The organism is Roseicyclus sp. (genome assembly GCF_965662675.1).
Taxonomy (GTDB): Bacteria; Pseudomonadota; Alphaproteobacteria; order Rhodobacterales; family Rhodobacteraceae; genus Roseicyclus.
Window position 1 is genome coordinate 68217 of the sequence record NZ_CBFIIK010000004.1, and the last position, 26293, is coordinate 94509.

Here is a 26293-nt window from a genome sequence, read left to right on the forward strand (position 1 = left end):
TGTCACGCTCAACGCCGCGTCACGCCGAACTCAGCGGACCGTGGTTTCGGCGCAGTGGCGGCGAAAGGCGCGTTTGAGCATTTCCAACTCATCGCGCAATAGCGCGAGCTCGACCCTGAAATCCTCGTCCAGCGGGGCGCCGGCCATCAAGGTGATGCGATCAAGCACGCCCCCCGTGGTGATCGAACGAATCGCGATGACCTGAACACCATCGGCGATTACGGCTGCGGGGAGGTCGAGTAAGACACGCCAACTGTCCGGTCTTGCCTCGTCGGGGGTGAGCGCGGCGATGGCCACCACCTTGCCTTCGTGAACGGCCTCCAAACCTTGCTGCATCGCCGGGTTGCTGCCGGTCAGCACAGCCTCATAGCGGCCTGCCTGCAGTCTGACCCGAACAAGCGTTTCACCCGACATCGGCTAAAGACCCCTTTCAAATATCGGCGCGCGGTGCGCGAAGCATGACCATGTCCCAGATCGCGATCCGGTTCATTTCGGGGCCTTCGAAAATCAGATCGAGCCACGCCTTTTCGATGCGCCGCTCGTTGATCTTGGTATAGGCCAGATCGAATTCTGCGAGCGCATGATCCCCGGTGAAAGCGAATTGGCGCACGATCTGTTCATGGTTGGGGCCATGTTGGATGTTTAGGCGTGCATAGATCTCGATCGGTTGTTCCCGCTCCAACGTCAGTTGGACTCGAAAGAAATGTCCAAGGCTGAGCCCCTCAAGCGCGGCGGCGGGCAGGTCTTGCACCAGCGATAGAAATGATCCGTCGAAACGGTAGACATCCAGCACGAGCCCGAATGCCGCACCGGCCCTTTCGCCGTGGATCGGCTCTTGGCGAAGGGAAAGATCGGACTTGTTCGCATCATGAAACATGGTCACGCCTGCGCCCAGCGCAAGCGGAGAGGCGAAATCGACATAGCCGCGCGGGGAAAGCCGTGACTGCCATGGCCCCGCCCTTTCGGCCCAGTCGCACTGATCGAGCTGTCGCTTGTCGACCTCAAGCTGACCGACGCGGGCGAAAAGCTCGCTCGTGGCGGATGCGGCCAATTGGTCGATGTCGTCGCGCATGGCGCGCAGGCGGTGATTGATGCCAAGCAGATCGCGAGGCGCCATCGCCTTTGGGGCTTTCAGCTCGCGCTCAAGTCGCCGAAGCGGATCGGCCATACCGAAAAAACCGAACAAACTCGTACTGTCTTTACCCATGCAAACACTACCCTTCGGATCGAAAGCCGTCAGTCTGGTGCATATGGATGCATTACAAAGCTGGCGGTTTCGTTAACCGAGTATCCGACGAAACAGTCCAACATTCCAGAGCGCAGGTATATCCAGTCGCAGGTTACGCGGTGCGGCTGGCACAGGTGCAACGCTTGGGTCTGTAGGGTCGGATTGCGGGGGCTGTTCTTGTTGCGAAGGCGCGGCTGTGATCGGCACATCGAGGTTCGCACCCTGCACCACGCGCACGAAATTGAGCAAAAGCGAAAGGCTTTCCTCACGCGTCAGGTTGCGCTCTTCGAGCGAAAGCACCGACAAGGTCGCGATGCGCGGCCCGACATCAAGATAGGCGCGCCAATATTCGCTTTGCACACCACTGATCGCATCGGCGCTGGTATCATCGGCATGCAGCAAGAACACCCCACCATCCAAGGCGGTATCAAGGATCGTGACCTGAGCCGGGTCGCCGGATCGGCTGAGAAGCGTCAGCCCCTCATCCGAGCGGAAAAACCCGTCGAGTTGCTGCAAGCTATCGGACAAGCGCCCTTCCGCGGAAGGGGCCGATACCGTCGCCGTCAAAACGGCGGGCGTTGCGGGTTGCGCCGCACGGCGTGAATTGGAGATCGCAGCACAATTGCCGAGTAGAACAAAGCTTGTGTCCGAACTGTCGCGCGTTGCCGTCGGATCGACACAAAAGCCATCGGGGCCGCTGATGACAATCCTGTCGGTGGTAACAGCCACCTGTGTCGGGGCCGGTGCGACAGGGCCATCCCCACCGCTACTGCCACCGAACCTGTTCCCACACCCGACAAGAACAAGGCAGGCCACGATAATCGCGGCCTGCCGGAGATAATTACAGATCAGCGTAAACATGCTTTTCCTTGGTCGCACCGGGATGGGTGACGGCACCCTTGACCGCCGGGCCGACCAACTGGGCGTATTTCCACAGCGCACCGGTTTCGTAGATGGTTTCGCGCGGACCGGACCACGTTTTGCGGCGTGTCTCCAACTCGGCCTCGGTCAGGGCGACCGACAATTCGCCGGTGATCGCGTCGATGGTGATCATGTCGCCATCCTGCAAAAGGCCGATGGGTCCGCCCACCGCCGCCTCGGGGCCAACATGGCCGACGCAGAAGCCCCGGGTTGCGCCCGAGAAACGGCCATCGGTGATCAGTGCCACCTTCTTGCCCATGCCTTGGCCCGAGATCGCGCTGGTGGTGGCCAGCATCTCGCGCATGCCCGGGCCGCCGCGCGGCCCTTCGTTGCGGATCACGATCACTTCGCCCTCTTTATAGGCGCGGTTCTTGACCGCCTCGAAGGCGTCCTCTTCGCATTCGAAGACGCGTGCGGGGCCGGTAAAGACCTGTTGATCGGCACTCATCCCCGCCACTTTCACGATCGCGCCATCGGGGGCGAGATTGCCCTTGAGGCCCACGACGCCGCCGGTTTCGGTGATCGGCGTGGCGGCGGGGTGGATCACCTTGCCATCGGCCTCGCGCTCGATCAGGTCAAGCTCTTCGCCCATGGTGCGGCCGGTCACGGTCATGCAATCCTCGTGGATCAGGCCGATCTTGCGCAACTCTTTCATCACGACGGGCACGCCGCCCACCTCGTAAAGGTCTTTGGCGACATATTGGCCGCCGGGCTTCATATCGACGAAATAGGGCGTGTCCTTGAAAATCTCGCAGACATCGAACAGGTCGAAATCGATCCCTGCCTCATGGGCGATGGCGGGCAGGTGCAGACCGGCATTGGTCGAACCGCCCGTGCAAGCCACGACGCGTGCCGCGTTTTCCAGCGACTTGCGGGTGACGATGTCGCGCGGGCGCAGGCCAGATGCGATGAGTTTCATCACAGCTTCGCCCGATGCGACGCCGTATTGATCGCGGCTTTCATAAGGCGCGGGCGCGCCTGACGAATTGGGAAGCGCAAGGCCGATGGCCTCGGATACGCAGGCCATGGTGTTGGCGGTGAACTGGCCGCCACAGGCCCCGGCGCTGGGGCAGGCGACGCGTTCGAGGATCGCCAGCGCCTCATCCGACAGGTTACCGGCCTGATGCTGGCCCACGGCTTCGAATACGTCCTGCACGGTCACATCACGGCCATCCAAACGGCCCGGAAGGATCGACCCGCCATAGATGAAGACAGAGGGCACGTTCAAACGCACCATTGCCATCATCATCCCGGGCAGCGACTTGTCGCAGCCCGCAAGGCCCACCAGCGCGTCATAGCAATGGCCGCGCATTGTCAATTCGACGGTGTCGGTGATCGCATCGCGCGACGCGAGGCTGGAGCGCATACCCTCATGGCCCATGGCGATGCCATCGGTCACGGTGATGGTGGTGAATTCGCGCGGCGTGCCGCCGCCATTCTTGACGCCGATCTTGACGGACTGCGCCTGACGGTTGAGCGAGATGTTGCAAGGTGCGGCTTCGTTCCAGCAGGTGGCGACGCCGACGAATGGCTGATGGATTTCTTCGTCATTCAGCCCCATTGCATAGAAATAGGACCGGTGCGGCGCGCGCGATGCGCCCTCGGTGACATGCCGACTTGGCAGTTTTGACTTGTCGAATTTACCTGTCGGCATTGTGCTGGCCCCCCTACGGCGTTTTTTCAGCAAGTTATCGGTTGGGACGGAAATAGACGCGCAGGTCGGGGCAGACAAGCGCGATTGCCGCATCCGATGATGCGGATTAGACTATCACCAATCAAAAGCCGTCAAAGGCAGGTTCGATGCAGTATGTAGCTCAAGAAGCGTTGGTGGCGCCTGCGCGAGTAAAATCCGCGCTCTGGCGTTTGATGATCGGCCTTGCCTTGGCGGTTGTGATTTATGTCGCAGGGATCGCGGCGCTGTTCGCCCTGCTGGTCGCCATCAGCGGGTGGGATGGCGCGCAGATGTGGCTTGTGCGCATGGCCGAGGCCGATAGCCCGACCGCGACACTTCTGGTTCTGTCTACCTTTATCGGCATGGGTCTTGGCCCTTTGGCGGCGGCTCGGCTGTTGCATGGGCGGCCCTTGGGGTCTCTGTTCGGCGCGCGGCCACGGCTTTTGCGGCATTTCGCGATTGCGACGGGGATCTGCGTGCTGATTTACGCGATCGCGGCGCTGATCCCGACCGGGATCACGCCTGAACGCAACCTGCCTACCGGCATTTGGGCAACGTTTCTGCCGCTGGCCTTGGTGGCGGTGCTGGTTCAGACCGGCGCAGAAGAGGTGCTGTTTCGCGGCTATATCCAGACCCAGCTTGCCGCGCGCTTTGCGTCGCCCATGGTGTGGATGCTCATTCCGTCGGTGATCTTTGCGTCACTTCATTATCAGCCCGATATTTTCGGTGAGAATGCGTGGATGATGGTTTGTGCGGTTTTCGTTTTTGCGATGCTGGCCGCTGATCTGACCGCCTATACCGGAACGATCGGGGCGGCTTGGGGCTTTCACTTCGCCAATAACTGCGGCGCGATCTTGATCGTCGGCATCGAGGGGCCGCTCTCGGGTCTTGCCCTTTACACCCTGCCCGAGGGCGTGATCGCCCAAGCCGATCTGGGCTGGATGCTGGCAATGGATGTGACGGTGATGATCATCGTCTGGGCGGTGATCCGTCGCGTCGTGGGGCGCGTCGTGGTTTAGTGGATCAACCCGTGCCATCGCGGAACGGTTCACCCGCGAAATAGCTTTGCAGCATCCGTGTATATATCCGCTTGAGATCGTGGATATCCGCGATCCAGACACGCTCATCCACCTCGTGCATGCGATGTCCGACAAGGCCGCATTCCACCACCGCGCAATGATCCTTGACGAAGCGCGCATCCGATGTGCCGCCTGTCGTCGAAAGCACGGGGCTTGCATTGGTCTCTTGCCGGATCGCGCGGGTCACAAGCTCTGACAACGGGCCGGGTGGCGTCAGGAACGCCTCGCCCGAAATTTGGCTACGCATCTCGATCCGAACGCCCATTTCGGCCGCGACGGCATCGGCTTGTCCCTGCAACCACTCGTGCAAGCCGGCCCCGCTATGCAGATCGTTGAAGCGTAGGTTCACCGTCATCCGCGTGCGGGCCGGAATGACGTTCGAGGCCGTGTTGCCGGTGTCGATGGTGGTGACCGAAAGCGTCGAGGGGTCGAAATGATCGGTGCCTTGGTCAAGCTGCTGGGATGACAGCCGATGCGCCAAAAGCGCCACGGCGGGCATCGGGTTCAGCGCCTTGTGCAGATAGGCGGAATGGCCCTGCTTGCCGATCACCTCGAAATGAGCGGTCATCGACCCGCGGCGGCCAATTTTCACCATATCGCCGATCTCGGTGACGCTGGTGGGTTCGCCCACGATGCAGATATCCATCCGCTCTCCGGTCTCGTTCATCCAGTCGAGGATCGCCACCGTGCCATCCTTGCCCGGCCCTTCTTCGTCGCCGGTGATCGCGATCAAGACCGCGCCGTTGGGCGGTGTGTGGGCCACGAAATCAACGGCCGCCGCGACAAAGGCCGCGACGGATGATTTCATGTCGGTCGCACCCCGCCCGTATAGCCAGCCATCCTCTTGATGAGCGGCAAAGGGCGGGTGGGTCCAAGCCGTGGCATCGCCTATGGGGACGACATCGGTATGGCCATTGTAGCCGAAGCTGCGCGCAGCAGCCTTGTTGCCCCAGCGCGCGAAAAGATTGGGTGTGCCGTTGCGGTCGACGCGCCAACACGTAAAGCCCGCCGCGCCGAGCGTTGCCTCCAGCAGCGTCAGCGCGCCGCCTTCTTCGGGTGTGACCGAAGGACAGCGGACAAGGGCGGCGGTCAGATCAACGGGATCGATGGGCATTGTCGCGGCTCCGTCTGGGGCATGCTGTCTTGCGTAACGCTGTGACCCTGAAGGCACAACAGGGTGTTGCGGTCGGGCCGGGGCAAAGATCGACTTCAACTTTGGTTTGTAAGTTGTTAACTTTAGATACAAAGAGAAAGTGAAGGCCGAGGCAGGCAGCGGCACAAGACCGCAACGAGCAGTAAGCGTACAAGGTTCCGGGCCGCGTGTGTATTGGCCCGCCATGCAGCTCTGTGAGCAGACCCGCCAAAGGCCCGCAAGACCGAGGCAGGCAAGGCATGGCGACGGGGCAAGAGCTACCGATCGATACAAGTGCGACCGCGTTGCAGATGGCGCAGACCATCTTCGGCGATGATGTCACGATTCTGGGCGCAAGCTATTCCGGTGAAAACGTTTCATCCGGCATTTATAGCGGTGGCGACACGATATCGGCTGACGTCACCCCCGGCGACACGGGCGTGATCTTGACGACGGGGCATGTACGCAACTTCACACAGCCCGATGGCGACCCGAACCGCAGCGGAAGCTCATCGTATAATTCGAGCGGTCAGAACGGAAATCCGCTGTTCAACGCGCTTGCTGGCACAAGTACTTTCGACGCGGCGATCCTCACGACGCAATTCATCCCGACGACTGAATTCTTGTCGATGCAATTCACCTTTTCGTCGGAGGAGTATCCGGAATTCACCGGCTCCATTTATAACGACGCGGTAGGGATCTGGATCAACGGGCAGCTGGTGACATCGCCCATCGTCAACGTCGCCCAGATCAACTCGATCAACCAAAGCGAGAACGAGACCCTATTCGTCAATAACACCGGCGATCTCTACAACACCGAGATGGACGGGTTCACCGTGACGCTCTCGGTGCTGATCCCGGTCAATATCGGGCAGCCCAATACGCTGGTGATCGGCATCGCCGATGTCGGCGACTCGAGCTATGACAGCACCTTGTTGATCGCCGCGGACTCGGTCCAAGGGACCTTTATCGCGCAAGATGACACCATCACGCTCAACGAGCTTCAGGTCGGCGTCCTCGATGTGCTTGCCAATGACGGAAATGGCGTCGGTGTCAGCATCATCACCCATATCAACGGCATCGCCGTAAATGCGGGCGATACGGTGACCTTGTCGAACGGGCATCAGATCACCTTGTTGGCGAACGGCGAGCTTCAGATTACGCCACCCGCAGGATTGACGGCTCTGACAGATCCGGTCGTCGTCAATTTCTCCTACACCGCCGAAAACCAAGACGGGATCAGCGATAGTGCCTTCGTCAGCGTCACGACCGTGCCGTGTTTCACGGCAGGGACTTTGATCCGCACCGCGCGCGGCGAGGTCGCCGTCGAAAATTTGGCGGTGGGCGACATGGTCGAAACACGCGATCACGGCCCAAGGCCGTTGCGCTGGATCGGGCGACGGACGGTTGCGGCGCATGGTCGGTTTGCGCCGGTGGTGATCGAGGCGGGCACCTTTGGCCACCATCGACGGCTCGTGGTCTCGCCGCAGCATCGCGTGTTGCTGACCCATTGGATGGCCGAGTTGATGTTCGGCGAAGATGAGGTTCTGGTTGCCGCCAAGGATTTGGTCAACGACTGCTCCGTCCATATCGCACCGGGTGGTGAGGTGACCTATGTCCATCTGCTGTTCGATGCGCATGAGATCGTCTTTGCCGAGGGTCTTGCGACCGAAAGCTTCCTTCCTGGCCCTGCCGTGTTGAACGATTTCGAGGCGTCGGTGCGGGAAGAAGTGCTGACGCTGTTCCCGGAAATCGACCCGCTTACCCATGATGGCTATGGACCGGCCGCGCGGAAATCCCTCAAATCCTTTGAAGCGCAGGTATTGCGAGGCGCTGTCGCGTGAACGCGCTGCTGCCGCATCAGGACATGGTAAGACCCGCCCCAATCGGCGGGCTGGATCAATGGGTCGCCATCTGGGACGCTGGACAGGCGCGTATTCCACCCCCGCGTGCGCCCGACCCTGACCCGCAACCGGCGCTTTCGCTTTTGCTGGAATTCTGCATGCCGCAGGTGACGGGAAAGCACCCCTTGCGGCTATGGCAGGGCGCGGCCGAGGCGCGGCGGTCCATCGCGCTTTATGCGCAGCCAGATGGTGCCTTACGCCTCGTTCATGATGAGGTGGACATGCGTACGGAGGCTTGTTTCGCTCGCCCCGGCGAAATGATCGGGCTTCGTTACCTGTGCTGCGCGCGTGGCCGCGCCGATGTGCTGGAACTGATCAATCATGGCCGTGGGCATCTGTACCGGATGCGGCTGGGCATTGCACAGGCCGTGCGGCTGGAAGAAGCATTGCCCCGCCACGGAGGGTTTCTGGGGGTCTGCCATGTCGCGGCGATCGCTGATTTCCATGTCAGCTCAACCGACTTGCCAGCCGTGGGGGCGGGTGCCCTTGTGCAGACAACCAAAGGGCCGATCCCGGTCGAATCATTGCGCCCGGATATGGCGGTGATCTTGACCGATGGCCAAGCCATGCCGTTGCGCTGGGTCGCGCGCCGCCCAAGGCTTTGTCTTGGTCGGCTGGCACCGATCCGGTTGCGCGCACCTTATTTCGGTCTGATGCATGATATCGTCACCACGCCCGAGACGCGCGTGGCGCGTTCAGGTGCGGCGGTTGAGTATTTGTTCGGTCATGAGCGCGTCTTGATCCGTGCCGGTGACATGACATCCAGCCCCGGCGCGCGGCGCGATCGGCAAATGCCGGTGCGCGATATGTATCATCTGTTGCTCGATGATCATGCCTGTGTGGCGATCGACCGATGCGGGGTGGAATCCGCGCTGCTCTCGGATGTGATCGCCGCCGAAGATGGTGGTGGGCAGCGCAATCTCAGCCAGACCGACCGCACCCCCTGTTTGCCGGTGCTTGACCGTGCAGGCGCACAAGCCTTGATCGCGGCCTCGCTGCGGGGCGTCGGGCGTTGATTTGACCTAGTCAGTCGTAGAAGGGCGTCAACTGCGCGACGATCACCGCGTTTTCCTCTGCGGCGCGCTGCATCAGCGCCACTTCGTCTTCGCCGATCTCGTCCCCGGCTTCGAGACGCTCTTCGCGCGTGCCATGTCCGGTCACATCCAGCGGCGCCATATCCGCCTGTTTCAAGATCGCGACCGTCTCGCGCACTGCCTCGGCCTCATCCACGCCCGATGCGTAGCACAACAGCGCGGCCCCCGTCGCCTTGTCGGGCAGGCCATCGCCGGCCTTGCGGCCGACCTCGACCACAAGGGTGTAGACATGCTGGGCACGGCGCGGTTTGGGATCGTCGGTCATGGCACCGATCTGCGCTGGAATGGGGCGCGGGTCAATCCCGGTTGACGCGTCAGCCACGGCGCAAGAGATTGACGATGTAAATCGCAGGTGATCGGCCATGTTACGCCAATTTGCTGCCCGCAAGGGTGATGTCTTGTTCGAGCCGGGCGCAGCCTGTCCGGGGTTTCTCATCGTCGATACCGGTGTGATCCGTGTGAGCCTGACCGCCGCCAATGGGCGCGAGGTGGTGCTTTATCGCGTCAGCGCGGGGACCGTATGCCTTCAGACCTTCGGCTGCCTGATCGATGGGGATCGCTACAGCGCCGAGGGCGTAGTCGAGGCCGATGTGACCGGGCGCATGATCCCGGCACAGTCGTTTCATGATGCGCTGGCCGATGATCCCGCCTTTCGCAAGCTCGTGTTCAACGGCGTCGCCCAGCGATTTGTCGAGTATCAGCGCGTGGTCGAAGAGGTCGCGCTTCTTGGTTTCGACGAAAGGCTGGCGCGCGTGCTTCTGCGGCTGTGCGATGCGCAAGGTTTCGTCGCATTCACCCATGTGGCGCTTGCCGCTGAAACGGCATCGGGTCGCGCCTTTGTCAGCCGCAGGTTGGCCGCATTGTCGCGCGCGGGTCTTGTTGTGCAGCACAAGGGCGGTGTGCAGATCACCGACCGCGCCGGGTTGGAACGGATTGCCGCAGTTGATCGGTGACAGTGTCACCGCGTTGCGTGGGGTCTATGGGCTAGGCTCTGCCCATGATCCAACCAGAAAGGAATCATCTCATGCCCCGTAACGAAGGCAATATCGACCGCGCCCTACGCATCATCGCCGGCCTTGCATTGCTCGCGCTGGTCTTCGTAGGCCCCCAGACGCCCTGGGGCTGGATCGGCATCGTGCCGCTGGTGACCGGTCTTGTCGGCTTTTGCCCGCTTTACCGACTGCTCGGCATCAATACCTGCGCGATCAAGTCCTGAAACGGCGCGCCGGGATCACTTGGCAAAAGGTGTCTCGGCACCCCAAAGGGCGCGCAAGCGGTCATCGCGACCGCAGGCATCGCGATACATCGTGTAGGCGACCGATTTCCGGCGTGGTCCGAAGCGCGTCAGGATGATCTCGTCGGAGAGATAATAGTCCTGATGATAGGCCTCGGCGGGATAGAAGGGTGCCGCGTCGCGCAATGCGGTGACGACGGGCCGGCCCAAGGCCGCCGCCGCCCTGTCCAGCGCCGTGCGTGCGGCGGCGCGCTCGGTGGCGTTTTCAACGAAAATCGCGCTGGCATAGCTTGGGCCGCGGTCGCAGAACTGCCCTTGTGCATCGGTCGGGTCGATGGCGCGCAGGAACAGATGCAATAGCCGATCATAGGGCAGGATCTCGGCGTCATAGGTGATCTGCACCACCTCGAGATGGCCGGTGCCGCCCGCCACCACTGCGCGGTAGCTGGGATTGGCGACATTGCCGCCGGCAAAGCCCGACACGACATCGATGATGCCCTCCACGGGTTCGAAATCGGCCTCCACGCACCAGAAACAGCCGCCGGCCACGATCGTGGTTCGGATATCGGCGGCATGGGCGCGCATCGGCTGTAGCATGATCGCCGCGCCGATGGCGATGCCAAGGGACACGGTCTTGATCAGGTCGATCAGTGATTTGCGGCGCATCGGCAAAAGCCTCCTCGGGTCAGTGCGGATATTTCGCCTGCCGCGCTGATATCCTACAAGGCAAGGATGCGTGATCTCACGCAGGCGTGACCCGCTGTGAAGGGTGCCGCGCCGTGGCGCTGGTTGAAAAAGACAAGAACGGGGGCGGATCGTGAAAATCGCGATGTGGTCGGGGCCACGGAATCTATCGACCGCGATGATGTATGCCTTTGCCGCGCGCGGCGATTGCGCGGTCTGGGACGAGCCGTTTTATGCCCCCTATCTTGCCGCAAGCGGGGCCGATCACCCGATGCGGGACGAAATTCTCGCCGCCCATGCGACCGACCCATCAGCGGTGGCCGCAGCTTGTGCAGGCCCGGTGCCGGATGGTGCGGCGCATTGGTACATGAAACATATGCCCCATCACATGCTGCCGGATTTCCCGCTGGGATGGGCGGGGAATTGCGTGAATATCCACCTGATCCGCCACCCCGCGCGGGTGATCGCGAGCTACGCCGAAAAGCGCAAGGAGATCACGCTGGAGGATATCGGCTATCCCCAGCAGTTGCGCCTTTGGCAAGCTTTGGGCGGCCCGGTGATCGCGGCTGAGGATATCCGTGCCGACCCTGCCCGTGCGCTGGGCGGGCTGTGCGCCGAGATCGGCTTGCCGTTTCGCGCGGGCATGCTTGCATGGCCCGCGGGCGCCAAGGATTTCGACGGTGTCTGGGCTGCGCATTGGTATCACGCGGTGCATCGCTCGACCGGTTTTGCCGGGGCCGAGGGGCCATTGCCCGAAGTGCCGCCAGAACGCGCCGTGCTATTGGCCGCTGCGCTGCCGCTCTATGAAGCGATGCGCGCGGTGGCCTTGCCCCTGCGCTAAGCGGCAAGGCGCGTATTTTTGGAAAGATGAAGGGCTCAGGCCGTGTCGATGTGCTGATCGAAGGTCGATTTCGCCCGGGCCCATACGCCTTGGTCGATCCGGTCGAGTGTCATCAGGCTTGGCAGGAGTTGGGCGGCGTAATCTTGCGAGCTTTCGCGCGGCAAGAGCGAGGGTAGGTTGTCGATCGCGATCACATCAAGCGGCGGCGCGTCATGTACACGCAAGGCCGGAGCGGCCCAATCGGTGATCCGGTCATAGACCTTGATGGGTGAGAAATCGGACCCCGGATCGCAGGCGATATCGCCGATGACGCGCAAGGCGCGCGGCGCGGTCGTGGCGCTTTCGGGGACGAAAACCGGCACGCCGGGCATGGCGAGAATGCAGTTGAGAAAGATCGCGTGATCCAAGATCTCGGGGAATGGGCCGCCATGGGCGGTTTCCGCCATGTCCCAAGGGGTCACTTCCAGCCCCATGGCGCGACAAAAATCTGTCGCCCCCGTGCCGACGCGGCCCTTGGCCCCGATGATGATCACGCGCGGTGGCTTTGACAGGGCGGCTAATCCCGGCGCGATAGCGGCGCGGAGCCGGGCGGCATCGGGCATGGCCGCGATCGGCTCACAAATCGCCCCATGCATCTGCGCGATCAGTGCCATGGTTGCGACCGCAGCCCCCGCATAGCCCGCCCAATAGCCAAAGGCCGCAACCCGGCGGCCACCCGGGTCGACGAGATATTCCAGATCGTAAAGCATCCCGCCGCCCGCGGCGAAGCGATCAAGCAGCACCCGGCCGGCCGTCTGCCCCTTGTAGGCATGGCCAAACATGATGTGGCGATGGATCAAGGGCGTGCCATCCTCGGGCAATTCCTTGAGGCCGAAGATGATCGCGTCGCGCGGGGCGCTGGGCCAGCTACCTTCGGGGGCCAGCTCTGCGCCTGCAGCGATATAATCGGCAAGCGGCAAGACGCGGTGCGGGCTTTGCTCGATCGTGAGTTTGATGCCCGCCCCGATCAGCGCGGCAGCACCTTCCGGCGTCAGGCCAACGCGGTCTTCATTCGGGCGGCTCTCCGCGCGGACCCAGAGATGGACCATTCAATACTCCGTGCGTGCATGGATGCGGTCAGGGCCATCCAGATGCGGGGTGGCGTTGAACCCAGCGAGGATCTGGACATCGGGCAAGACCATGATCCGATGGATCGAGCAATTGCGGATCGGCACCAGCAGATGGGACATGCGTGCGATATCGAGATCGAGCAGATGACGCGCCATCATCCCGATCACGCCGCCCGAGGTAACGCAAAGCACACGCCTGCCGGGCCGGGCGGCGAGCGTCAGCATTTCGGCCACGCGGGTCTCGAAGTTTGCATAGCTTTCATCGCCTTGGATTTCCGCGCGTTGCCAGGCCTGCATCACATCGGTGATGTGATGGACGAAATTCTCGGGCGTCGGCTGGGAGGTGCCGTTGCGCACGGCATGCGCCTTGGTCAGGTTGAAATAATCCAGCTCGTTCAGGCGGGCATCGATTTCAGGGGTGGCCCCCATCTCGCCCATCGCGGCGAGTGTTTCGCGGTGGCGGCGCAGCGATCCGGTCAGCACACGGTCAAAGGGCGCGTCGTGGTCGCGCAGCCATTCGCCCAGCCAGCGGGCTTGTTGGTGGCCCAGATCGGACAGACGGTCATAACCCGCCTCGTCTTGCGCGGCGGAATTGGCCTGTCCGTGACGCACGAGAACCAGTTCACCCATATCGCTTCCTTTCGCGTCTTTGCCCGGTGATGGGCGATCGCGGCCCGGATCGCAAGGCCCGGCTGGACGCATGGCACGCGGCGTGCTTCAACAAAGCCATGACACCCATTCCCGTCGATTCCGCCCGTTTCCTCGCCGATCTGCACGCTTTGCGCGCCATTGGTGGCGACAGCGCCAGCAAGGGTGTGCGCAGGCGCGCGTTTTCGGCCGAAGACTTGGCCGCGCGCGACTGGTTGGCTGAAAAGATGGCCGCGGCGGGGCTGGAGCCGCGCTTTGACCCGGTGGGAAATCTGTTCGGCTTGACGCCGGGTCGGTCGCTATTGCTCGGTTCTCATAGCGACACGCAGCCCGAGGGCGGCTGGCTGGACGGCGCCTTGGGGGTCGTGGCCGCGCTGGAAATCGCGCGTGCATCGCGCGCGGCGGGCGGACCGCCAATCTCGGTGGTCAGCTTCCAAGACGAGGAAGGGCGCTTTGGCGCGCTGACGGGGAGTTCGGTTTGGGCCGGGAAACTGTCATTGGCTGCGGCCGATGCCTTGGTCGCTGCCGATGGGATGAGCTTTGCCGATGCGCGCGCGGTGCTGGCGGGGCGGAGCGGCGATTTCGTCGATCCTGCGCGGTTCAGCGCATTTTTGGAAATGCATATCGAGCAAGGCCCGGTGTTGGATCTGGCGGGCGAGGCGATCGGCGTGGTCACCGGGATCGTGGGGCTGCGGCAGGTCCAGATCACGATCACCGGGCAGCAAAATCACGCAGGCACCACGCCGATGGCGCATCGGCGCGATGCATTTACCGTTGCGGCGCGAATCGCAACCGCCCTGCCCGAGCGCTTCGCCAATATCGTGACGCCGCAATCGGTCTGGACCATTGGGCATATCGCGCTGCATCCCGGCGCGGCCTCGGTCGTGCCGGGGCGGGCCAGTTTCTCGCTGCAATGGCGTGATATCGACAGCGACAGACTCGACCGGATGGAGGCCACGATCATGGCATTGCTCGATGATATCGCCGCTGACACGGGATGCGAGATTTCGGCCAAGCGATTGCGCCACGATCTGTCGCCCATGCCCATGGATCTGAGTTTGCAGGCCATCTTGGCGCAAGCTGCACAGGCCGTTGCACCCGATCGCTGGCGCATGATGCCGTCGGGTGCATTGCATGATGCCTCGAATGTGGCGGCACTGATGCCCGTGGGTATGGTCTTTGTTCCCTCGATCGGGGGGATTTCGCATGCTTTCGACGAAGACACAGGCGAGGCCGATTTGGTCACCGGCTTGCAGGTCTTGGCCGATGCCGCAGCGCGGATCGGCTGACACACGATCGTGCGCGCAAAGAAAAAGCCGCCCCGAGGGGCGGCTTTTTTCGCTGTGCCGAAGGCGCAGGATCAGCCCTGGCGGGCTTTGAACCGGCGCTGGGTCTTGTTGATCACATAGACCCGACCCTTGCGGCGCACGACGCGACAATCGCGGTGACGCTGCTTGAGCGAGCGGAGCGAGTTCTTGACCTTCATGGCCTGTCTCCTTCGTCGCGGCGCGGGCGTCGCGCCTGTAGGTTTCATTTGGTCCTTGCGGACCGGTTCATGGTGGGCGGTACTGGGATCGAACCAGTGACCCCTACGATGTCAACGTAGTGCTCTACCGCTGAGCTAACCGCCCTTTGCCCGGGACGTCTGCTAGGAGAGACCACCGAAGGGCCCGATTCCGCGCATCCCGCCGCTTGGGTGACGGGTCTATAGAAGGATTGAGGTGGGGGTTCAAGAGCTTTTGGATTATCGGCAAAATCCGCTATATCATGAGACTTGAAGTTTGAACGGAGCGTCGATGCAGCCTGCCTTTCGCCTTGTGTGTCCCGATGAGTTGTTGACGCCCGTGGTCGTTGCCTCGCCGCATTCGGGACGGCATTATCCAACGGCGTTCTTGCAGGCGAGCGTCTTGGATGATGCCGGCGTCAGATCGTCTGAAGATGCCTATATGGATCTGTTGGTCGCACAGGCACCCAGCCTTGGCGCCCCGCTTTTGGCGGCGGAATATCCGCGTGCTTGGCTGGATCTGAACCGCAGCCCCGATGAATTGGATCCCGCCGTGGTCGAGGGGGTCGCCCGTGTGATGCAGACGCCGCGGATTTCCTCGGGGTTGGGTGTGATTCCCCGCGTCGTGGCCAATGGCCGCGCGATTTACCGCGGCAAGATCACCCGCGCCGAGGCCGAGGCGCGTATTGCACAGGTCTGGCGGCCCTATCACGCTGCGCTCGAAGGGTTGATGCACACGGCCCACGCCGCTTTTGGCGAGGCAGTCCTTTTGGACTTCCATTCCATGCCGCATGAAGCACTCGACAGCGTCGCGCGGCCCGGCCGGCCGCGGCCGCAGGTGGTGTTGGGTGATCGATTCGGGGCATCGGCGGCCGGTGAGATCCTCGATGCGCTTGAGGATGGGTTTTTGGGCGAAGGTTTGAGCGTGATCCGCAATGCGCCCTTTGCAGGCGCTTTTGTCACGCAGCATTACGGGCGCCCCTCGCGGGGGTGGCACGCGGTGCAGATCGAAATCGATCGCGGCCTTTACATGGATGAGCGCGCGCTGCGCCGAAATGCGGATTTCGACAGCGTCCAGGATATCATTACGCGTGTCATTACGCGCGTCATCATCGCACGGCCGGGCCGGGTGCCACTGGCCGCGCAATAAGGCACGGCCTGATTTGGGGGCTCTGCCCCCGGCCTTCGGCCTCCCCCGGGATATTTGGAAAACGAAGAAGCGGGTGCTTATCGCAGTGCCCGCCCCTTGAGGATGGCATCGGCCCCGAAGCGAGCGCGGATCATGTCAGTGGCACGCTCGGTGGCGGCGCGGCGTGCTTGGTCCGGATCGAGCAGATCACCGCCGCGATCCGCCGCGTCAGCGGGGACAAGTTCGGAAAGGCCAAGGCCGATGAGCCGATAGGGTTTGGGATGGTCGGTCTGAACCAACAGCGCATGGGCCATGCGGTAGATGCGGTCGGCGATCTGGGTGCCGTCATCGAGCGAGGCGCGTCGGGTGAGCAATTTGAAATCGTTGCGCTTGAGCTTGAGCGTCACGACGCGTCCGGCCAGCCCCTTTGCCTTGGCGCGGTCGGAGATTTTCTCGGCCAAGCGCCAGATATGGCCATCGAGCAGCTCGGGATCAGAAATGTCATCGCTGAAGGTCGTCTCGTTCGAGATCGATTTGACAGCCCGGTCCGGGCTGATGCGGCGGGTATCTTCGCCGCGCGCCAGATGGAACAAGCGCTCGCCCATGGTGCCGAAACGGGCGTGCAGATCTTTGCGCTCCCAGCGGCGGAGGTCCGCGAAGCTTCGGATCCCGACTTGTTCCAGTGATGTCTGGCCGGCCGCCCCGATACCCCAGATCATGCGCACGGGCTTGTCGCGCAGAAAATCCATCGTTTCGGCCCGCCCGATCACCGAAAAGCCGCGTGGTTTGTCGAGATCGGAGGCGAGCTTGGCCAGAAACTTGTTGTGCGACAACCCGATGGAGCCGGTGATCCCCAATTCGGTCTGCATCCGCTTGACCAGACCTGCCACGAGCACGGCGGGCGGCGCACCATGCAGGCGCGCGGTGCCGGACAGGTCGAGAAACGCCTCGTCAAGCGAGAGCGGTTCGATGGCTGGAGTCAGCTCGGCCATCATGGCGCGGATCTGGCGGCTGACCTCGGCATAGACGTCCATGCGCCCGCGGATGACCACCGCCTCGGGGCAGAGTTTGAGCGCTTGGAACATCGGCATGGCTGAACGCACGCCCTTGATGCGCGCGATATAGCAGGCCGTCGAGACCACGCCGCGCCGACCGCCGCCGATGATCACGGGCTTGTCGCGCAGTTCGGGATTGTCGCGTTTCTCGACCGAGGCATAGAAGGCGTCGCAATCCATATGGGCGATGGAGAGATCCCAAAGCTCGGGATGTACGGTGATGCGAGGGCTGGCGCAGGCGGGGCAGCGCGCGCGCTGGTCAAAACAGGTCAGGCAATCGCGGCACAGGCTGGGCATGATGCGAGGATAAGCCGTTTCAACGGATGACGGAAGGTATCGCGGCAGGGCGCATTACGGCTGGCATTACGGGGGCGAAGACCGCATATCATGGGTAAGAAGCCCGAAATCCAATAGACGAGTAACCAAATGGACCAATTGATGACGGAAATACTGGGCGGAAACATCGTTATATTGCTGTTTGCGCTGTTCATCATCCTTTGTATTTTCCTTGCGATCCGCATCGTGCCGCAATCCGAGCAGCATGTGGTTGAGCGCTTTGGGCGGTTGCGCCTTGTGCTGGGGCCGGGGATCAACTTCATCGTGCCGTTTTTGGATCGGATCGCGCATAAGGTGTCGATCCTCGAGCGGCAGTTGCCCACCGCCAGCCAAGATGCGATCACCACCGACAACGTGCTTTTGGTCGTTGAGACGAGCGTGTTCTACCGCGTGCTGCATCCCGAGCGGACGGTCTATCGTATCCGCGATGTCGATGCCGCGATCGCCACCACCGTTGCGGGGATCGTGCGCGCCGAGATCGGGAAGATGGAACTGGACGAGGTGCAATCGAACCGTTCAAGCCTGATCTTGCGGATCAAGGAGGCGGTCGAGGGGGCCGTCGATGATTGGGGGATCGAGGTGACGCGCGCCGAAATCCTCGATGTGGGTCTCGATCAGGCGACGCGCGATGCGATGCTGCAGCAGTTGAACGCCGAACGCGAACGGCGCGCCGCCGTGACGCGGGCCGAGGGGCAGAGACGCGCCGTCGAACTGGCCGCCGATGCCGAGCTTTACGCCGCCCGCCAGCAAGCCGAGGCGCGCCGGGTCGAAGCCGATGCCGAGGCCTATGCCACGGGCGTCGTTGCCGAGGCGATCGCAAAGGGCGGGCTGGAGGCGGTGCAATACAATATTGCGCTCGAACAGGTGAAGGCCATCGGGCAGGTCGGCAAGGGGCAGGGCAGCCAGACGATCATCGTGCCCGCCGATGCGGTCGATGCCTTTGGCAAGGCGTTTTCGATGCTGAAAGGGCGTAGCTGATGTGGGCGGCCTGGTGGGTTTGGGGCGCGGCGGCGGCCTTGCTTGCGATCGGTGAGGTTTTGTTGCCGAGTTTCGTGTTGTTGGGATTTGCGCTGGGCGCGGCCGTGGTGGCGGCGCTTTTGCTGTTCGGCGGTCCCTTGTCGGTCGGGCTGGCGGGATCTTTGCCGCTTTTGCTGCTCGTTTTCGCGATTGTCTCGCTGGTGAGCTGGTTGGCGCTGCGGCGCTGGGTCGGGGTCTATCGCGGGCAGGTCAAGAGTTTCGACCACGATATCAACGACAATTAAACGGTCGCCAGCTGCGCCAGGATCGCTTGTGCTGCGGCGCGGGGATCGGGCGATTGCCAGATCGGGCGGCCGATGACGATGTGGTCGGCACCATCGGCGATGGCCTGTGCCGGGGTTGCCACGCGTTTTTGGTCGCCCAGATCCGCGCCGCCCGGGCGCACACCGGGGGTGACGATCAGGCGACCTTTGGCTTGGGGCAAGGCACGGATCATCGCGGCCTCTTGCGGAGAGGCGATGACGCCATCGGCGCCCGCCTCAAATGCGCGCGCGGCACGGGTTGTCACGATCTCGGCGATATCGCCGGGCACGATCAGGTTGGCATCCAGATCCGCGCGGTCGTTGGAGGTAAGGATCGTCACGGCCAAGATCTTGAGTGGCGTGCCTGATGCCCCCTCTTTGGCGGCGCGCACGACCTGTGGGTCGCCATGGACGGTGAGAAAGTCGAAATCGAACCCCGCGATCCCGCGAACAGCCTTTTCGACCGTCGCGCCGATATCGAAGAACTTCATGTCCAGAAAGACGCGCTTGCCATGCTCGTGCTTGAGTTCATTGGCCAGCCCAAGACCGCCGCCGGTCAGCATGCCTAGCCCGATCTTGTAGAAATCGACCATTGTGCCAAGGCGCTCGGCCACATTGAGACCTTCGATGGCGTTGGGAACATCGAGCGCGACGATCAGGCGGTCATCGGACATGCTTGGCACCTTTCGGTTCGGGGATCGCCCGTTCCTAGGTGGCGAATGGCGCCATGTCCATATGAAGTGCCAAATCTGCGGGTCGACACCGTTTTTGGTGGATCAGATGGGCGGGAAACAAGTCGGGGGGCGCCTATACTCGGGTCGACGCCCCCCTTTCGCGATTAGTACACACGCAACCGCGATGAAACTTTTGACACTGTTTGCAACTTTAGTCGCACCGAATGTTGATGTCGAGACCTTGTTGCGTCTTGCAGGTCAAGAATTTGCTTCCCACATGAAGATCGAGGCCCAATGGCCACCATGCCGCGAGACGGGTGGTTGCCGACCGGGCGCTTGGAAAAGGAGATACGAAGATGAACTTGGATAAGTTCACCGATCGCGCCCGTGGCTTTTTGCAAGCCGCCCAAACGATCGCCCAACGCGAAGACCACCAGAAACTCGGTCCCGAACATATCCTCAAAGCATTGATGGATGATGAACAGGGGATGGCCGCCGCGCTGATAAAACGCGCAGGCGGCGCGCCCGAGCGGGTGCGCGAGTCGGTCGATCTTGCCATGTCGCGCATTCCCAAGGTGACGGGCGATGCGGGTGGGCTGGTGTCCGACCGGCAGTTGGTCAAAGTGCTGGACGAGGCCGAGAAGCTCTCGAAAAAGGCCGGCGATAGTTTCGTTGCGGTTGAGCGGATGCTGACAGCACTTGCGGTGGTGCAAAGCCCCGCGCGCGAGGCGTTGGAGGCGGGCGCGGTGAATGCCCAATCGCTGAACACAGCGATCAACGATCTGCGCAAGGGGCGGACCGCCGATTCGGCGGGGGCCGAGGATAGTTATGACGCGCTCAAGAAATATGCCCGCGACCTGACCGAGGCCGCGCGCGAGGGCAAGATCGACCCGATCATCGGACGCGACGAAGAGATTCGCCGTGCGATGCAGGTTCTCAGCCGTCGTACCAAGAACAACCCGGTGCTGATCGGCGAGCCCGGCGTCGGCAAGACCGCCATCGCCGAGGGGCTGGCGCTCAGGATCGTCAATGGCGATGTGCCGGAAAGCCTGCGCAACAAGACATTGATGGCGCTTGACATGGGCGCGCTGATCGCGGGCGCGAAATATCGCGGCGAGTTCGAAGAGCGGCTCAAGGCCGTTTTGGGCGAGATCACGGCCGCCGCCGGTGAGATTATCCTTTTCATCGACGAGATGCACACGTTGGTCGGTGCCGGCAAATCGGATGGCGCGATGGATGCCGCCAACCTGATCAAGCCGGCTTTGGCGCGGGGTGAATTGCACTGCGTGGGGGCCACGACGCTCGATGAATACCGCAAGTACGTGGAAAAGGACGCGGCGCTGGCCCGGCGGTTCCAGCCTTTGATCGTCGAGGAACCGACGGTCGAGGATACGGTGTCGATCCTGCGCGGGATCAAGGAGAAATACGAGTTGCACCACGGCGTGCGCATCTCGGATGCTGCGCTGGTGGCGGCGGCCACGCTTTCGCATCGCTATATCACCGACCGCTTTCTGCCTGACAAGGCGATCGACCTGATGGATGAGGCCGCCTCGCGCCTGCGGATGGAGGTGGACAGCAAGCCCGAGGAACTCGACGCGCTGGATCGCCAGATCCTGCAGATGCAGATCGAGGCTGAGGCGCTGAAAAAGGAAGACGATCAAGCCTCGAAGGATCGGCTGGAAAAGCTGGTGCGCGAGTTGGGCGATCTGCAACAGCAATCCGCCGAGATGACCGCCAAATGGCAGGGCGAGCGCGACAAGCTGGATCGGGCGCGCACGCTGAAGGAACAGCTGGATCAAAAGCGGGCCGAGCTGGATCAGGCCAAGCGCAACGGCGATCTCGCGAAGGCGGGCGAGTTGTCCTATGGCGTGATCCCGCAGCTTGAAAAGGAACTCGCGAGCGCCGAGGCGCAAGATGAGGATGTGATGGTCGAAGAGGCCGTGCGCCCCGAACAGATCGCCGCCGTGGTGGAACGCTGGACCGGCATCCCCATGTCCAAGATGCTCGAGGGCGAGCGCGAGAAACTCCTCAAGATGGAGGAGGAGTTGGGCAAGCGTGTCATCGGCCAGATGCAGGCGGTCGAGGCCGTCAGCCGTGCCGTTCGCCGTGCGCGGGCTGGCTTGCAAGATGAGAACCGGCCGCTTGGCTCGTTCCTGTTCCTTGGGCCGACCGGCGTGGGCAAGACCGAATTGACCAAGGCTTTGGCTGCTTACCTGTTCGATGATGATCAGGCGATGGTGCGCATCGACATGTCGGAATTCATGGAGAAGCATTCGGTCGCCCGGCTGATCGGCGCACCACCGGGCTATGTCGGCTATGATGAGGGTGGCGTGCTGACCGAGGCTGTGCGGCGGCGCCCCTATCAGGTGATCTTGTTCGACGAGGTCGAAAAGGCCCATCCCGAGGTGTTCAACGTGCTTTTGCAGGTGCTTGATGACGGTATCTTGACCGATGGTCAGGGGCGGCGGGTCGATTTCAAGCAAACCTTAATCGTGCTGACATCGAACCTTGGTAGCCAAGCGCTCAGCCAATTGCCCGATGGTGTCGATGCGTCCGCTGCCAAGCATGATGTGATGGAGGCGGTCCGCGCCCATTTCCGGCCCGAGTTCTTGAACCGGCTCGACGATATGATCGTTTTCGACCGGCTCACGCGGGATGATATGGACGGGATCGTCGCGATCCAGCTGGGCCTGTTGGAAAAGCGGCTTGCCGCGCGCAAGATCACGCTCGATCTGGACAAGGATGCCCGGCACTGGCTGGCCGATGAAGGCTACGATCCCGTCTTTGGGGCGCGCCCCCTCAAGCGCGTGATCCAGCGCAGTCTGCAAGACCAGTTGGCCGAGATGATCCTTGCCGGTGACATTGGCGATGGTGCTACGGTGCATGTTACCGTCGGCCCCGACGGGCTGATGGTGGGCGACCGTTTGGCACCATCCAAGCGGCCCAAGCCCGACGAGGCCGTGCTGCACTGATCTTTATCTGATCAGATGATCGATATGCTGGAAAGAAGAGGCCCCCGTGAGGCGATCACGGGGGCCTTTGTTTCGCGATGGTGGTCGCCCGGCGCTCAGCGCGGCAGCAGCACCTTGTCGATGACATGGATCACACCGTTAGAGGCGATGATATCGGCCTGAATGACGGTGGAATCATTCACGCGCACGCCGTGGCGGCCATCAACATGGACGTTCTGGCCTTGAACCGTTGCGACGGCGAGGCGCTGGCCGGCCAGCTGATCCGAGGTCACGGCGCCGGGGACGACATGATAGGTGAGGATCGACACGAGCTGATCACGGTTTTCGGGGCGCAGCAGCGTCTCGACCGTGCCGGCGGGAAGCGCGGCAAATGCGGCGTCGGTCGGCGCGAAGACCGTGAAGGGCCCATCGCTCTTGAGGGTATCGACAAGCCCTGCGGCCTGAACGGCGGCGACGAGTGTCGTGAACTGGCCAGCGGATGCGGCGATATCGACGATGTCGGGCTCGCTTGTCATCATCGGCGTGCAGCCTGCGATCAGGGCGGTGAGGCCGGCGGCACCGGTCAGTTTCAAGATAAAGCGACGGTTCATGTTATCTCCTCTCTATTGGATAAAGGACGGGACTGTGTATGCCCGTCCGGTTACTCGTTGGTTTACACGTTGGATCGCGGGGAACGGCGGCACCGCACCCCGCGATTGTTCGGTCACATCGCAGGCATGATCACCTTGTCGATGACATGGATCACGCCGTTGCTGGCTGCGATATCGGCCGAGACGACATTGGCGTCGTTGACCATGACACCATTGTCGAGGTCGATGGTGATCTCGCCGCCCTGAACGGTTGCGGCCATCATGCCGTCAGTCAGATCCGTCGACATCACCGCGCCGGGCACGACGTGATAGGTCAGAATGGCGACCAGCTGGTCGCGATTCTCGGGCAGGAGCAGGCTTTCGACGGTGCCGGCGGGCAGGGCGGCGAAAGCTTCATCGGTGGGGGCGAAAACGGTGAACGGGCCTTCGCCCGAAAGTGTCTCGACCAGACCCGCGGCTTCGACGGCTGCGACCAGCGTGGTGAAGCTTCCGGCTTCGATCGCGGTTTCGACGATGGTCTTGCCGCCATGTGCGTCGGCGAATACCGGACCTGCAAGAATGGTGGTGGCCGCGAGGGCGATAAGTGTATTGCGCATCACAAACTCTCCTATGCGATATAACGAGCAGGGGGACTGGACCCTCCCGTCGCGGTGACAGGTGGCTTATGCGCAAGTGCTTTCAAGTGAAGCGGATTTGCGCCTGATGGCTTGACAGAATGCGCCGCAGGGCTAAGCCCGTGAATATCGGGAATTCTAATCAATTAGGCGTGAGATCATTTGAGATGGCGTGAATGAATCAGCGCAAATGTTTCATTCCATCACGTCGGAAAACAGTTTCGTGACCCGCTCTCGCGGCGCTTGGTTTTGGGTGCATATCGTGGGCACAGTAAATCGAAAGCAAAAAGGGAGGTACCCATGGCCCGCCGCTACACATCGGATCTTGGATGGAATGATGTTACGCCGAAGTCGGTTTTTCTCAACCGCCGCCAGTTGATCGCCGGATCGGGCGCGATGATCGGCGCGGGCTTGGCCGGGTCTGTTGTGCATGCACAAGGCGATCTGGAGCCCAATAGCTGGGAAGACATCACGACCTACAACAACTTCTATGAATTCGGCACGCGTAAGGAAGACCCGGCGCGCTTTGCCTCGATGCTGACCACCCAACCTTGGTCGATCGTCATCGACGGGATGGTCGACAACCCCGGCACCTATAGCTTCGAGCAGATCCTCGAGGGGATGACCATCGAAGAGCGCATCTATCGCTTTCGCTGCGTCGAGGCATGGTCGATGGTCATTCCGTGGAACGGGTTCGAGCTGGCCGATCTGCTGGCGCGTGTCGGTGTGCAAGAGGGTGCGCGCTATGTCGCCTTTGAAACCGCGTTCCGCCCCGATGAGATGCCCGGTGTCCGCCTGCCGGTTCTGGATTGGCCTTATCGTGAAGGTTTGCGCCTCGACGAGGCCATGCACCCGCTGACGATTATGGCGACAGGCATCTATGGTGAGGCCATGCCCAATCAGAACGGTGCGCCCATCCGTTTGGTTGTGCCGTGGAAATACGGGTTCAAATCGATCAAGTCGATCGTGCGGATCACACTGACCGATACGGAGCCCTATGCCAGCTGGAATGCGGCCCAGCCCGATGAGTATGGCTTCTATAGTAATGTGAACCCGAATGTGGATCACCCGCGCTGGAGCCAAGCGACGGAACGCCGGATCGGTGGCGGGCTGTTCGCGGGCCGTGTTCCGACCCTGATGTTCAATGGCTACGAACAAGAGGTCGCGTCGCTTTACGAAGGCATGGACCTGTCGGTCTCGTTCTAGGGTGATGGCGAACCCCATCGGCGCCACGCTTATTCAGCAAGGCAACGCAGTGCTGCGCCGTGTTCCCGCATGGCTACTATATATACTAGGGGCTGGCTGGGCTGTTTGGTTGTTCTGGCTGGCCGCGACCGGGGGTCTTGGGGTTGAACCGATCGAGGCGCTGGAACACCGCTATGGTAAACTGGCCCTACAGCTGATCGTGATCGGTCTGGCCGTCACGCCATTGCGGCGATGGACCGGGCTGAACCTCATGCCCTTTCGCCGTGCGATCGGTGTGACCGCCTTTTTCTATGTGACGGCGCATTTGCTGGTCTGGGCGATTCTCGATGTGCAGACGCTTTCTGCGATCTGGGCCGATATCGTGAAGCGGCCCTATGTGACGATCGGGATGGCGGGTTTCATTCTCCTTCTGCCGCTTGCGCTCACATCCAATGATCTGGCGCTGCGGCGCTTGGGGCCGGCGCGTTGGCGCTTGATACACAAACTGGCCTATCCGGCGGCGATTCTCGGTGCGCTGCATTACATCTGGCTGGCCAAGGGCATCCAGATCGAACCTCTGGTCTATTTCCTGGCCGTCATCGGGTTGCTGGCGCTGCGTGTTCGGCTGCGTCGGCCGCGAGTCGCGACGCAATAGGCGGCGACTCGGCGCAAGCCCATCAATATATGGGGGGTGTTCGCCGCTTTGGCACAATTCTGCCGGATTTCGCGCTGGCGAGTCGCGATCGAAAACTTGGACGACGGCAAAAAACGGCCCTTCGCCAAAGAAATTTAACGGATTAAACTCCTGTTTTATTGAGGAAATACCCCCTCAGTGCAAAAAATCTCATCTTTGTGCAAAAAAGACCTTGCAGCCCCCCGGCCCCATCCGTAAATACCCCCTCACCGGCGGCGCTGAGGTGCCAACGGGAAGCCAAACGAGGCCGCGCCGAAAGGCAAAGCTGCGGGAGGCAAACAAAAAACTGAGACACACTGAGGCGGGCAGCGCTCATAAGGAAGAGCGCAGTCGGTTGATTTTTGTCTCTAGCTCTTTGAAATTGCTGGTTTCTGAAGAGATATGCGGGCGGTTTGGTCCATTCGATGGATCATCCTCTGTATATCGCGCTCTTAGGGCTTCGGTCCGATGATAGAGTGTCAGCTTCACTGTTTGGACGGCTTTCGGTTTCTGATGAAACCCGAAGCACAACAAACAGAGACTGTCCCTTCCTAGCCGGAAGGGACGATGTGCAGAGGTTCGAACGTCAAGGATAAGCTGGTAACAGCTTTTCAACTTGAGAGTTTGATCCTGGCTCAGAACGAACGCTGGCGGCAGGCCTAACACATGCAAGTCGAGCGAGATCTTCGGATCTAGCGGCGGACGGGTGAGTAACGCGTGGGAACGTGCCCTTCT

General features: G+C 61.9%; 27 protein-coding genes, 1 tRNA gene and 1 rRNA gene. 14 read left to right on the plus strand and 15 right to left on the minus strand.

Annotated features, from left to right (window positions below; translation table 11 throughout):
* Window positions 1-30: 30 nt before the first annotated feature.
* The 4 genes from ACTG4J_RS01975 to ilvD all read right to left on the minus strand — a co-directional run bounded on the left by ACTG4J_RS01975 (window position 31) and on the right by ilvD (window position 3803).
* Window positions 31-414: a hypothetical protein gene (locus ACTG4J_RS01975; protein ID WP_439136812.1), complete on the minus strand. Its 384-nt coding sequence runs from the start codon at window positions 412-414 to the stop codon at window positions 31-33.
* Window positions 415-430: 16 nt separating this feature from the next.
* Window positions 431-1207, minus strand: a complete 777-nt coding sequence (locus ACTG4J_RS01980) for a DUF6478 family protein (protein ID WP_439136813.1) — start codon at window positions 1205-1207, stop codon at window positions 431-433.
* 72 nt (window positions 1208-1279) lie between these two features.
* Window positions 1280-1957 (minus strand): hypothetical protein, encoded by a 678-nt coding sequence (locus ACTG4J_RS01985; protein WP_439136814.1) that lies wholly within the window; start codon window positions 1955-1957, stop codon window positions 1280-1282.
* Window positions 1958-2069: 112 nt separating this feature from the next.
* Complete coding sequence (ilvD, locus tag ACTG4J_RS01990; RefSeq protein WP_439136815.1) at window positions 2070-3803, minus strand: dihydroxy-acid dehydratase; 1734 nt, start codon at window positions 3801-3803, stop codon at window positions 2070-2072.
* A 146-nt stretch (window positions 3804-3949) separates the two neighbouring features.
* Between ilvD and ACTG4J_RS01995 the strand changes: the two genes are divergently transcribed.
* Window positions 3950-4840 carry a lysostaphin resistance A-like protein gene (locus ACTG4J_RS01995; protein WP_439136816.1) on the plus strand — a complete coding sequence of 297 codons (891 nt, stop codon included), beginning with the start codon at window positions 3950-3952 and terminating at the stop codon, window positions 4838-4840.
* A 4-nt stretch (window positions 4841-4844) separates the two neighbouring features.
* Here the strand turns inward: ACTG4J_RS01995 and dapE are convergent, their stop codons facing one another.
* Window positions 4845-6014: a succinyl-diaminopimelate desuccinylase gene (gene dapE / locus ACTG4J_RS02000; protein WP_439136817.1), complete on the minus strand. Its 1170-nt coding sequence runs from the start codon at window positions 6012-6014 to the stop codon at window positions 4845-4847.
* A 278-nt stretch (window positions 6015-6292) separates the two neighbouring features.
* Here dapE and ACTG4J_RS02005 point away from each other — a divergent pair, with 278 nt between their 5' ends.
* Together ACTG4J_RS02005 and ACTG4J_RS02010 are read left to right on the plus strand one after the other, a co-directional pair.
* Window positions 6293-7876 carry a Hint domain-containing protein gene (locus ACTG4J_RS02005; protein ID WP_439136818.1) on the plus strand — a complete coding sequence of 528 codons (1584 nt, stop codon included), beginning with the start codon at window positions 6293-6295 and terminating at the stop codon, window positions 7874-7876.
* The gene (locus ACTG4J_RS02010) at window positions 7873-8952 is read left to right on the plus strand and encodes a Hint domain-containing protein (protein ID WP_439136819.1); all 1080 of its coding nucleotides are present in this window, start codon (window positions 7873-7875) and stop codon (window positions 8950-8952) included. The genes ACTG4J_RS02005 and ACTG4J_RS02010 overlap by 4 nt, the downstream gene beginning before the upstream one ends.
* Window positions 8953-8962: 10 nt before the next feature.
* On the opposite strand, the gene ACTG4J_RS02015 is transcribed toward ACTG4J_RS02010, so the two are convergent.
* Complete coding sequence (locus ACTG4J_RS02015) at window positions 8963-9295, minus strand: hypothetical protein (RefSeq protein WP_439136820.1); 333 nt, start codon at window positions 9293-9295, stop codon at window positions 8963-8965.
* Window positions 9296-9392: 97 nt separating this feature from the next.
* Between ACTG4J_RS02015 and ACTG4J_RS02020 the strand changes: the two genes are divergently transcribed.
* Both ACTG4J_RS02020 and ACTG4J_RS02025 read left to right on the plus strand, forming a co-directional pair.
* Window positions 9393-9983 carry a Crp/Fnr family transcriptional regulator gene (locus tag ACTG4J_RS02020; RefSeq protein ID WP_439136821.1) on the plus strand — a complete coding sequence of 197 codons (591 nt, stop codon included), beginning with the start codon at window positions 9393-9395 and terminating at the stop codon, window positions 9981-9983.
* 71 nt (window positions 9984-10054) lie between these two features.
* Window positions 10055-10246, plus strand: a complete 192-nt coding sequence (locus ACTG4J_RS02025) for a YgaP family membrane protein (protein ID WP_439136822.1) — start codon at window positions 10055-10057, stop codon at window positions 10244-10246.
* A gap of 15 nt (window positions 10247-10261) precedes the next feature.
* Here the strand turns inward: ACTG4J_RS02025 and msrA are convergent, their stop codons facing one another.
* Entirely contained in the window at window positions 10262-10930 is a 669-nt protein-coding gene (msrA, locus tag ACTG4J_RS02030; RefSeq protein ID WP_439136823.1) for a peptide-methionine (S)-S-oxide reductase MsrA, read from the minus strand.
* A 151-nt stretch (window positions 10931-11081) separates the two neighbouring features.
* Here msrA and ACTG4J_RS02035 point away from each other — a divergent pair, with 151 nt between their 5' ends.
* On the plus strand, window positions 11082-11789 hold the full coding sequence (locus ACTG4J_RS02035; protein ID WP_439136824.1) for an HAD family hydrolase: 708 nt from the start codon (window positions 11082-11084) through the stop codon (window positions 11787-11789).
* Window positions 11790-11824: 35 nt separating this feature from the next.
* Here ACTG4J_RS02035 and ACTG4J_RS02040 read toward each other — a convergent pair whose 3' ends face one another.
* Both ACTG4J_RS02040 and ACTG4J_RS02045 read right to left on the minus strand, forming a co-directional pair.
* Window positions 11825-12877 carry a saccharopine dehydrogenase gene (locus tag ACTG4J_RS02040; RefSeq protein WP_439136825.1) on the minus strand — a complete coding sequence of 351 codons (1053 nt, stop codon included), beginning with the start codon at window positions 12875-12877 and terminating at the stop codon, window positions 11825-11827.
* A complete protein-coding gene (locus tag ACTG4J_RS02045) occupies window positions 12878-13528 on the minus strand; it encodes a histidine phosphatase family protein (RefSeq protein WP_439136826.1) in 651 nt (216 codons plus the stop codon).
* A 98-nt stretch (window positions 13529-13626) separates the two neighbouring features.
* On the opposite strand from ACTG4J_RS02045, the gene ACTG4J_RS02050 reads away from it, so the two are divergent.
* Window positions 13627-14835, plus strand: a complete 1209-nt coding sequence (locus ACTG4J_RS02050) for a hydantoinase/carbamoylase family amidase (protein WP_439136827.1) — start codon at window positions 13627-13629, stop codon at window positions 14833-14835.
* Between the two features lie 71 nt (window positions 14836-14906).
* Here ACTG4J_RS02050 and ykgO read toward each other — a convergent pair whose 3' ends face one another.
* Entirely contained in the window at window positions 14907-15032 is a 126-nt protein-coding gene (gene ykgO / locus ACTG4J_RS02055) for a type B 50S ribosomal protein L36 (RefSeq protein ID WP_012177066.1), read from the minus strand.
* Between the two features lie 70 nt (window positions 15033-15102).
* A tRNA-Val gene (locus tag ACTG4J_RS02060) sits at window positions 15103-15177 on the minus strand.
* A 165-nt stretch (window positions 15178-15342) separates the two neighbouring features.
* Here ACTG4J_RS02060 and ACTG4J_RS02065 point away from each other — a divergent pair.
* Entirely contained in the window at window positions 15343-16200 is an 858-nt protein-coding gene (locus ACTG4J_RS02065) for an N-formylglutamate amidohydrolase (protein WP_439136828.1), read from the plus strand.
* A 77-nt stretch (window positions 16201-16277) separates the two neighbouring features.
* On the opposite strand, the gene ACTG4J_RS02070 is transcribed toward ACTG4J_RS02065, so the two are convergent.
* Complete coding sequence (locus ACTG4J_RS02070) at window positions 16278-17531, minus strand: DNA polymerase IV (protein WP_439136829.1); 1254 nt, start codon at window positions 17529-17531, stop codon at window positions 16278-16280.
* A gap of 141 nt (window positions 17532-17672) precedes the next feature.
* Between ACTG4J_RS02070 and ACTG4J_RS02075 the strand changes: the two genes are divergently transcribed.
* Both ACTG4J_RS02075 and ACTG4J_RS02080 read left to right on the plus strand, forming a co-directional pair.
* Window positions 17673-18548: an SPFH domain-containing protein gene (locus ACTG4J_RS02075; protein WP_439136830.1), complete on the plus strand. Its 876-nt coding sequence runs from the start codon at window positions 17673-17675 to the stop codon at window positions 18546-18548.
* A complete protein-coding gene (locus ACTG4J_RS02080) occupies window positions 18548-18832 on the plus strand; it encodes a hypothetical protein (protein WP_439136831.1) in 285 nt (94 codons plus the stop codon). The genes ACTG4J_RS02075 and ACTG4J_RS02080 overlap by 1 nt, the downstream gene beginning before the upstream one ends.
* On the opposite strand, the gene pyrF is transcribed toward ACTG4J_RS02080, so the two are convergent.
* A complete protein-coding gene (gene pyrF, locus ACTG4J_RS02085; RefSeq protein WP_439136832.1) occupies window positions 18829-19524 on the minus strand; it encodes an orotidine-5'-phosphate decarboxylase in 696 nt (231 codons plus the stop codon). The two genes, ACTG4J_RS02080 and pyrF, sit on opposite strands and share 4 nt — an antisense overlap.
* 356 nt (window positions 19525-19880) lie before the next feature.
* On the opposite strand from pyrF, the gene clpB reads away from it, so the two are divergent.
* Window positions 19881-22496, plus strand: coding sequence for an ATP-dependent chaperone ClpB (gene clpB / locus ACTG4J_RS02090; protein ID WP_439136833.1), 2616 nt, complete (start codon window positions 19881-19883; stop codon window positions 22494-22496).
* A 95-nt stretch (window positions 22497-22591) separates the two neighbouring features.
* On the opposite strand, the gene ACTG4J_RS02095 is transcribed toward clpB, so the two are convergent.
* Complete coding sequence (locus ACTG4J_RS02095; protein ID WP_439136834.1) at window positions 22592-23086, minus strand: fasciclin domain-containing protein; 495 nt, start codon at window positions 23084-23086, stop codon at window positions 22592-22594.
* Between the two features lie 113 nt (window positions 23087-23199).
* The gene (locus ACTG4J_RS02100) at window positions 23200-23682 is read right to left on the minus strand and encodes a fasciclin domain-containing protein (protein WP_439136835.1); all 483 of its coding nucleotides are present in this window, start codon (window positions 23680-23682) and stop codon (window positions 23200-23202) included.
* 318 nt (window positions 23683-24000) lie between these two features.
* Here ACTG4J_RS02100 and msrP point away from each other — a divergent pair, with 318 nt between their 5' ends.
* The 3 genes from msrP to ACTG4J_RS02115 form a co-directional block, all read left to right on the plus strand.
* Complete coding sequence (gene msrP / locus ACTG4J_RS02105) at window positions 24001-24906, plus strand: protein-methionine-sulfoxide reductase catalytic subunit MsrP (RefSeq protein ID WP_439136836.1); 906 nt, start codon at window positions 24001-24003, stop codon at window positions 24904-24906.
* Between the two features lie 4 nt (window positions 24907-24910).
* A complete protein-coding gene (msrQ, locus tag ACTG4J_RS02110) occupies window positions 24911-25540 on the plus strand; it encodes a protein-methionine-sulfoxide reductase heme-binding subunit MsrQ (protein WP_439136837.1) in 630 nt (209 codons plus the stop codon).
* Between the two features lie 630 nt (window positions 25541-26170).
* Window positions 26171-26293: ribosomal RNA gene (locus tag ACTG4J_RS02115) — 16S ribosomal RNA — on the plus strand; the annotation flags it as partial.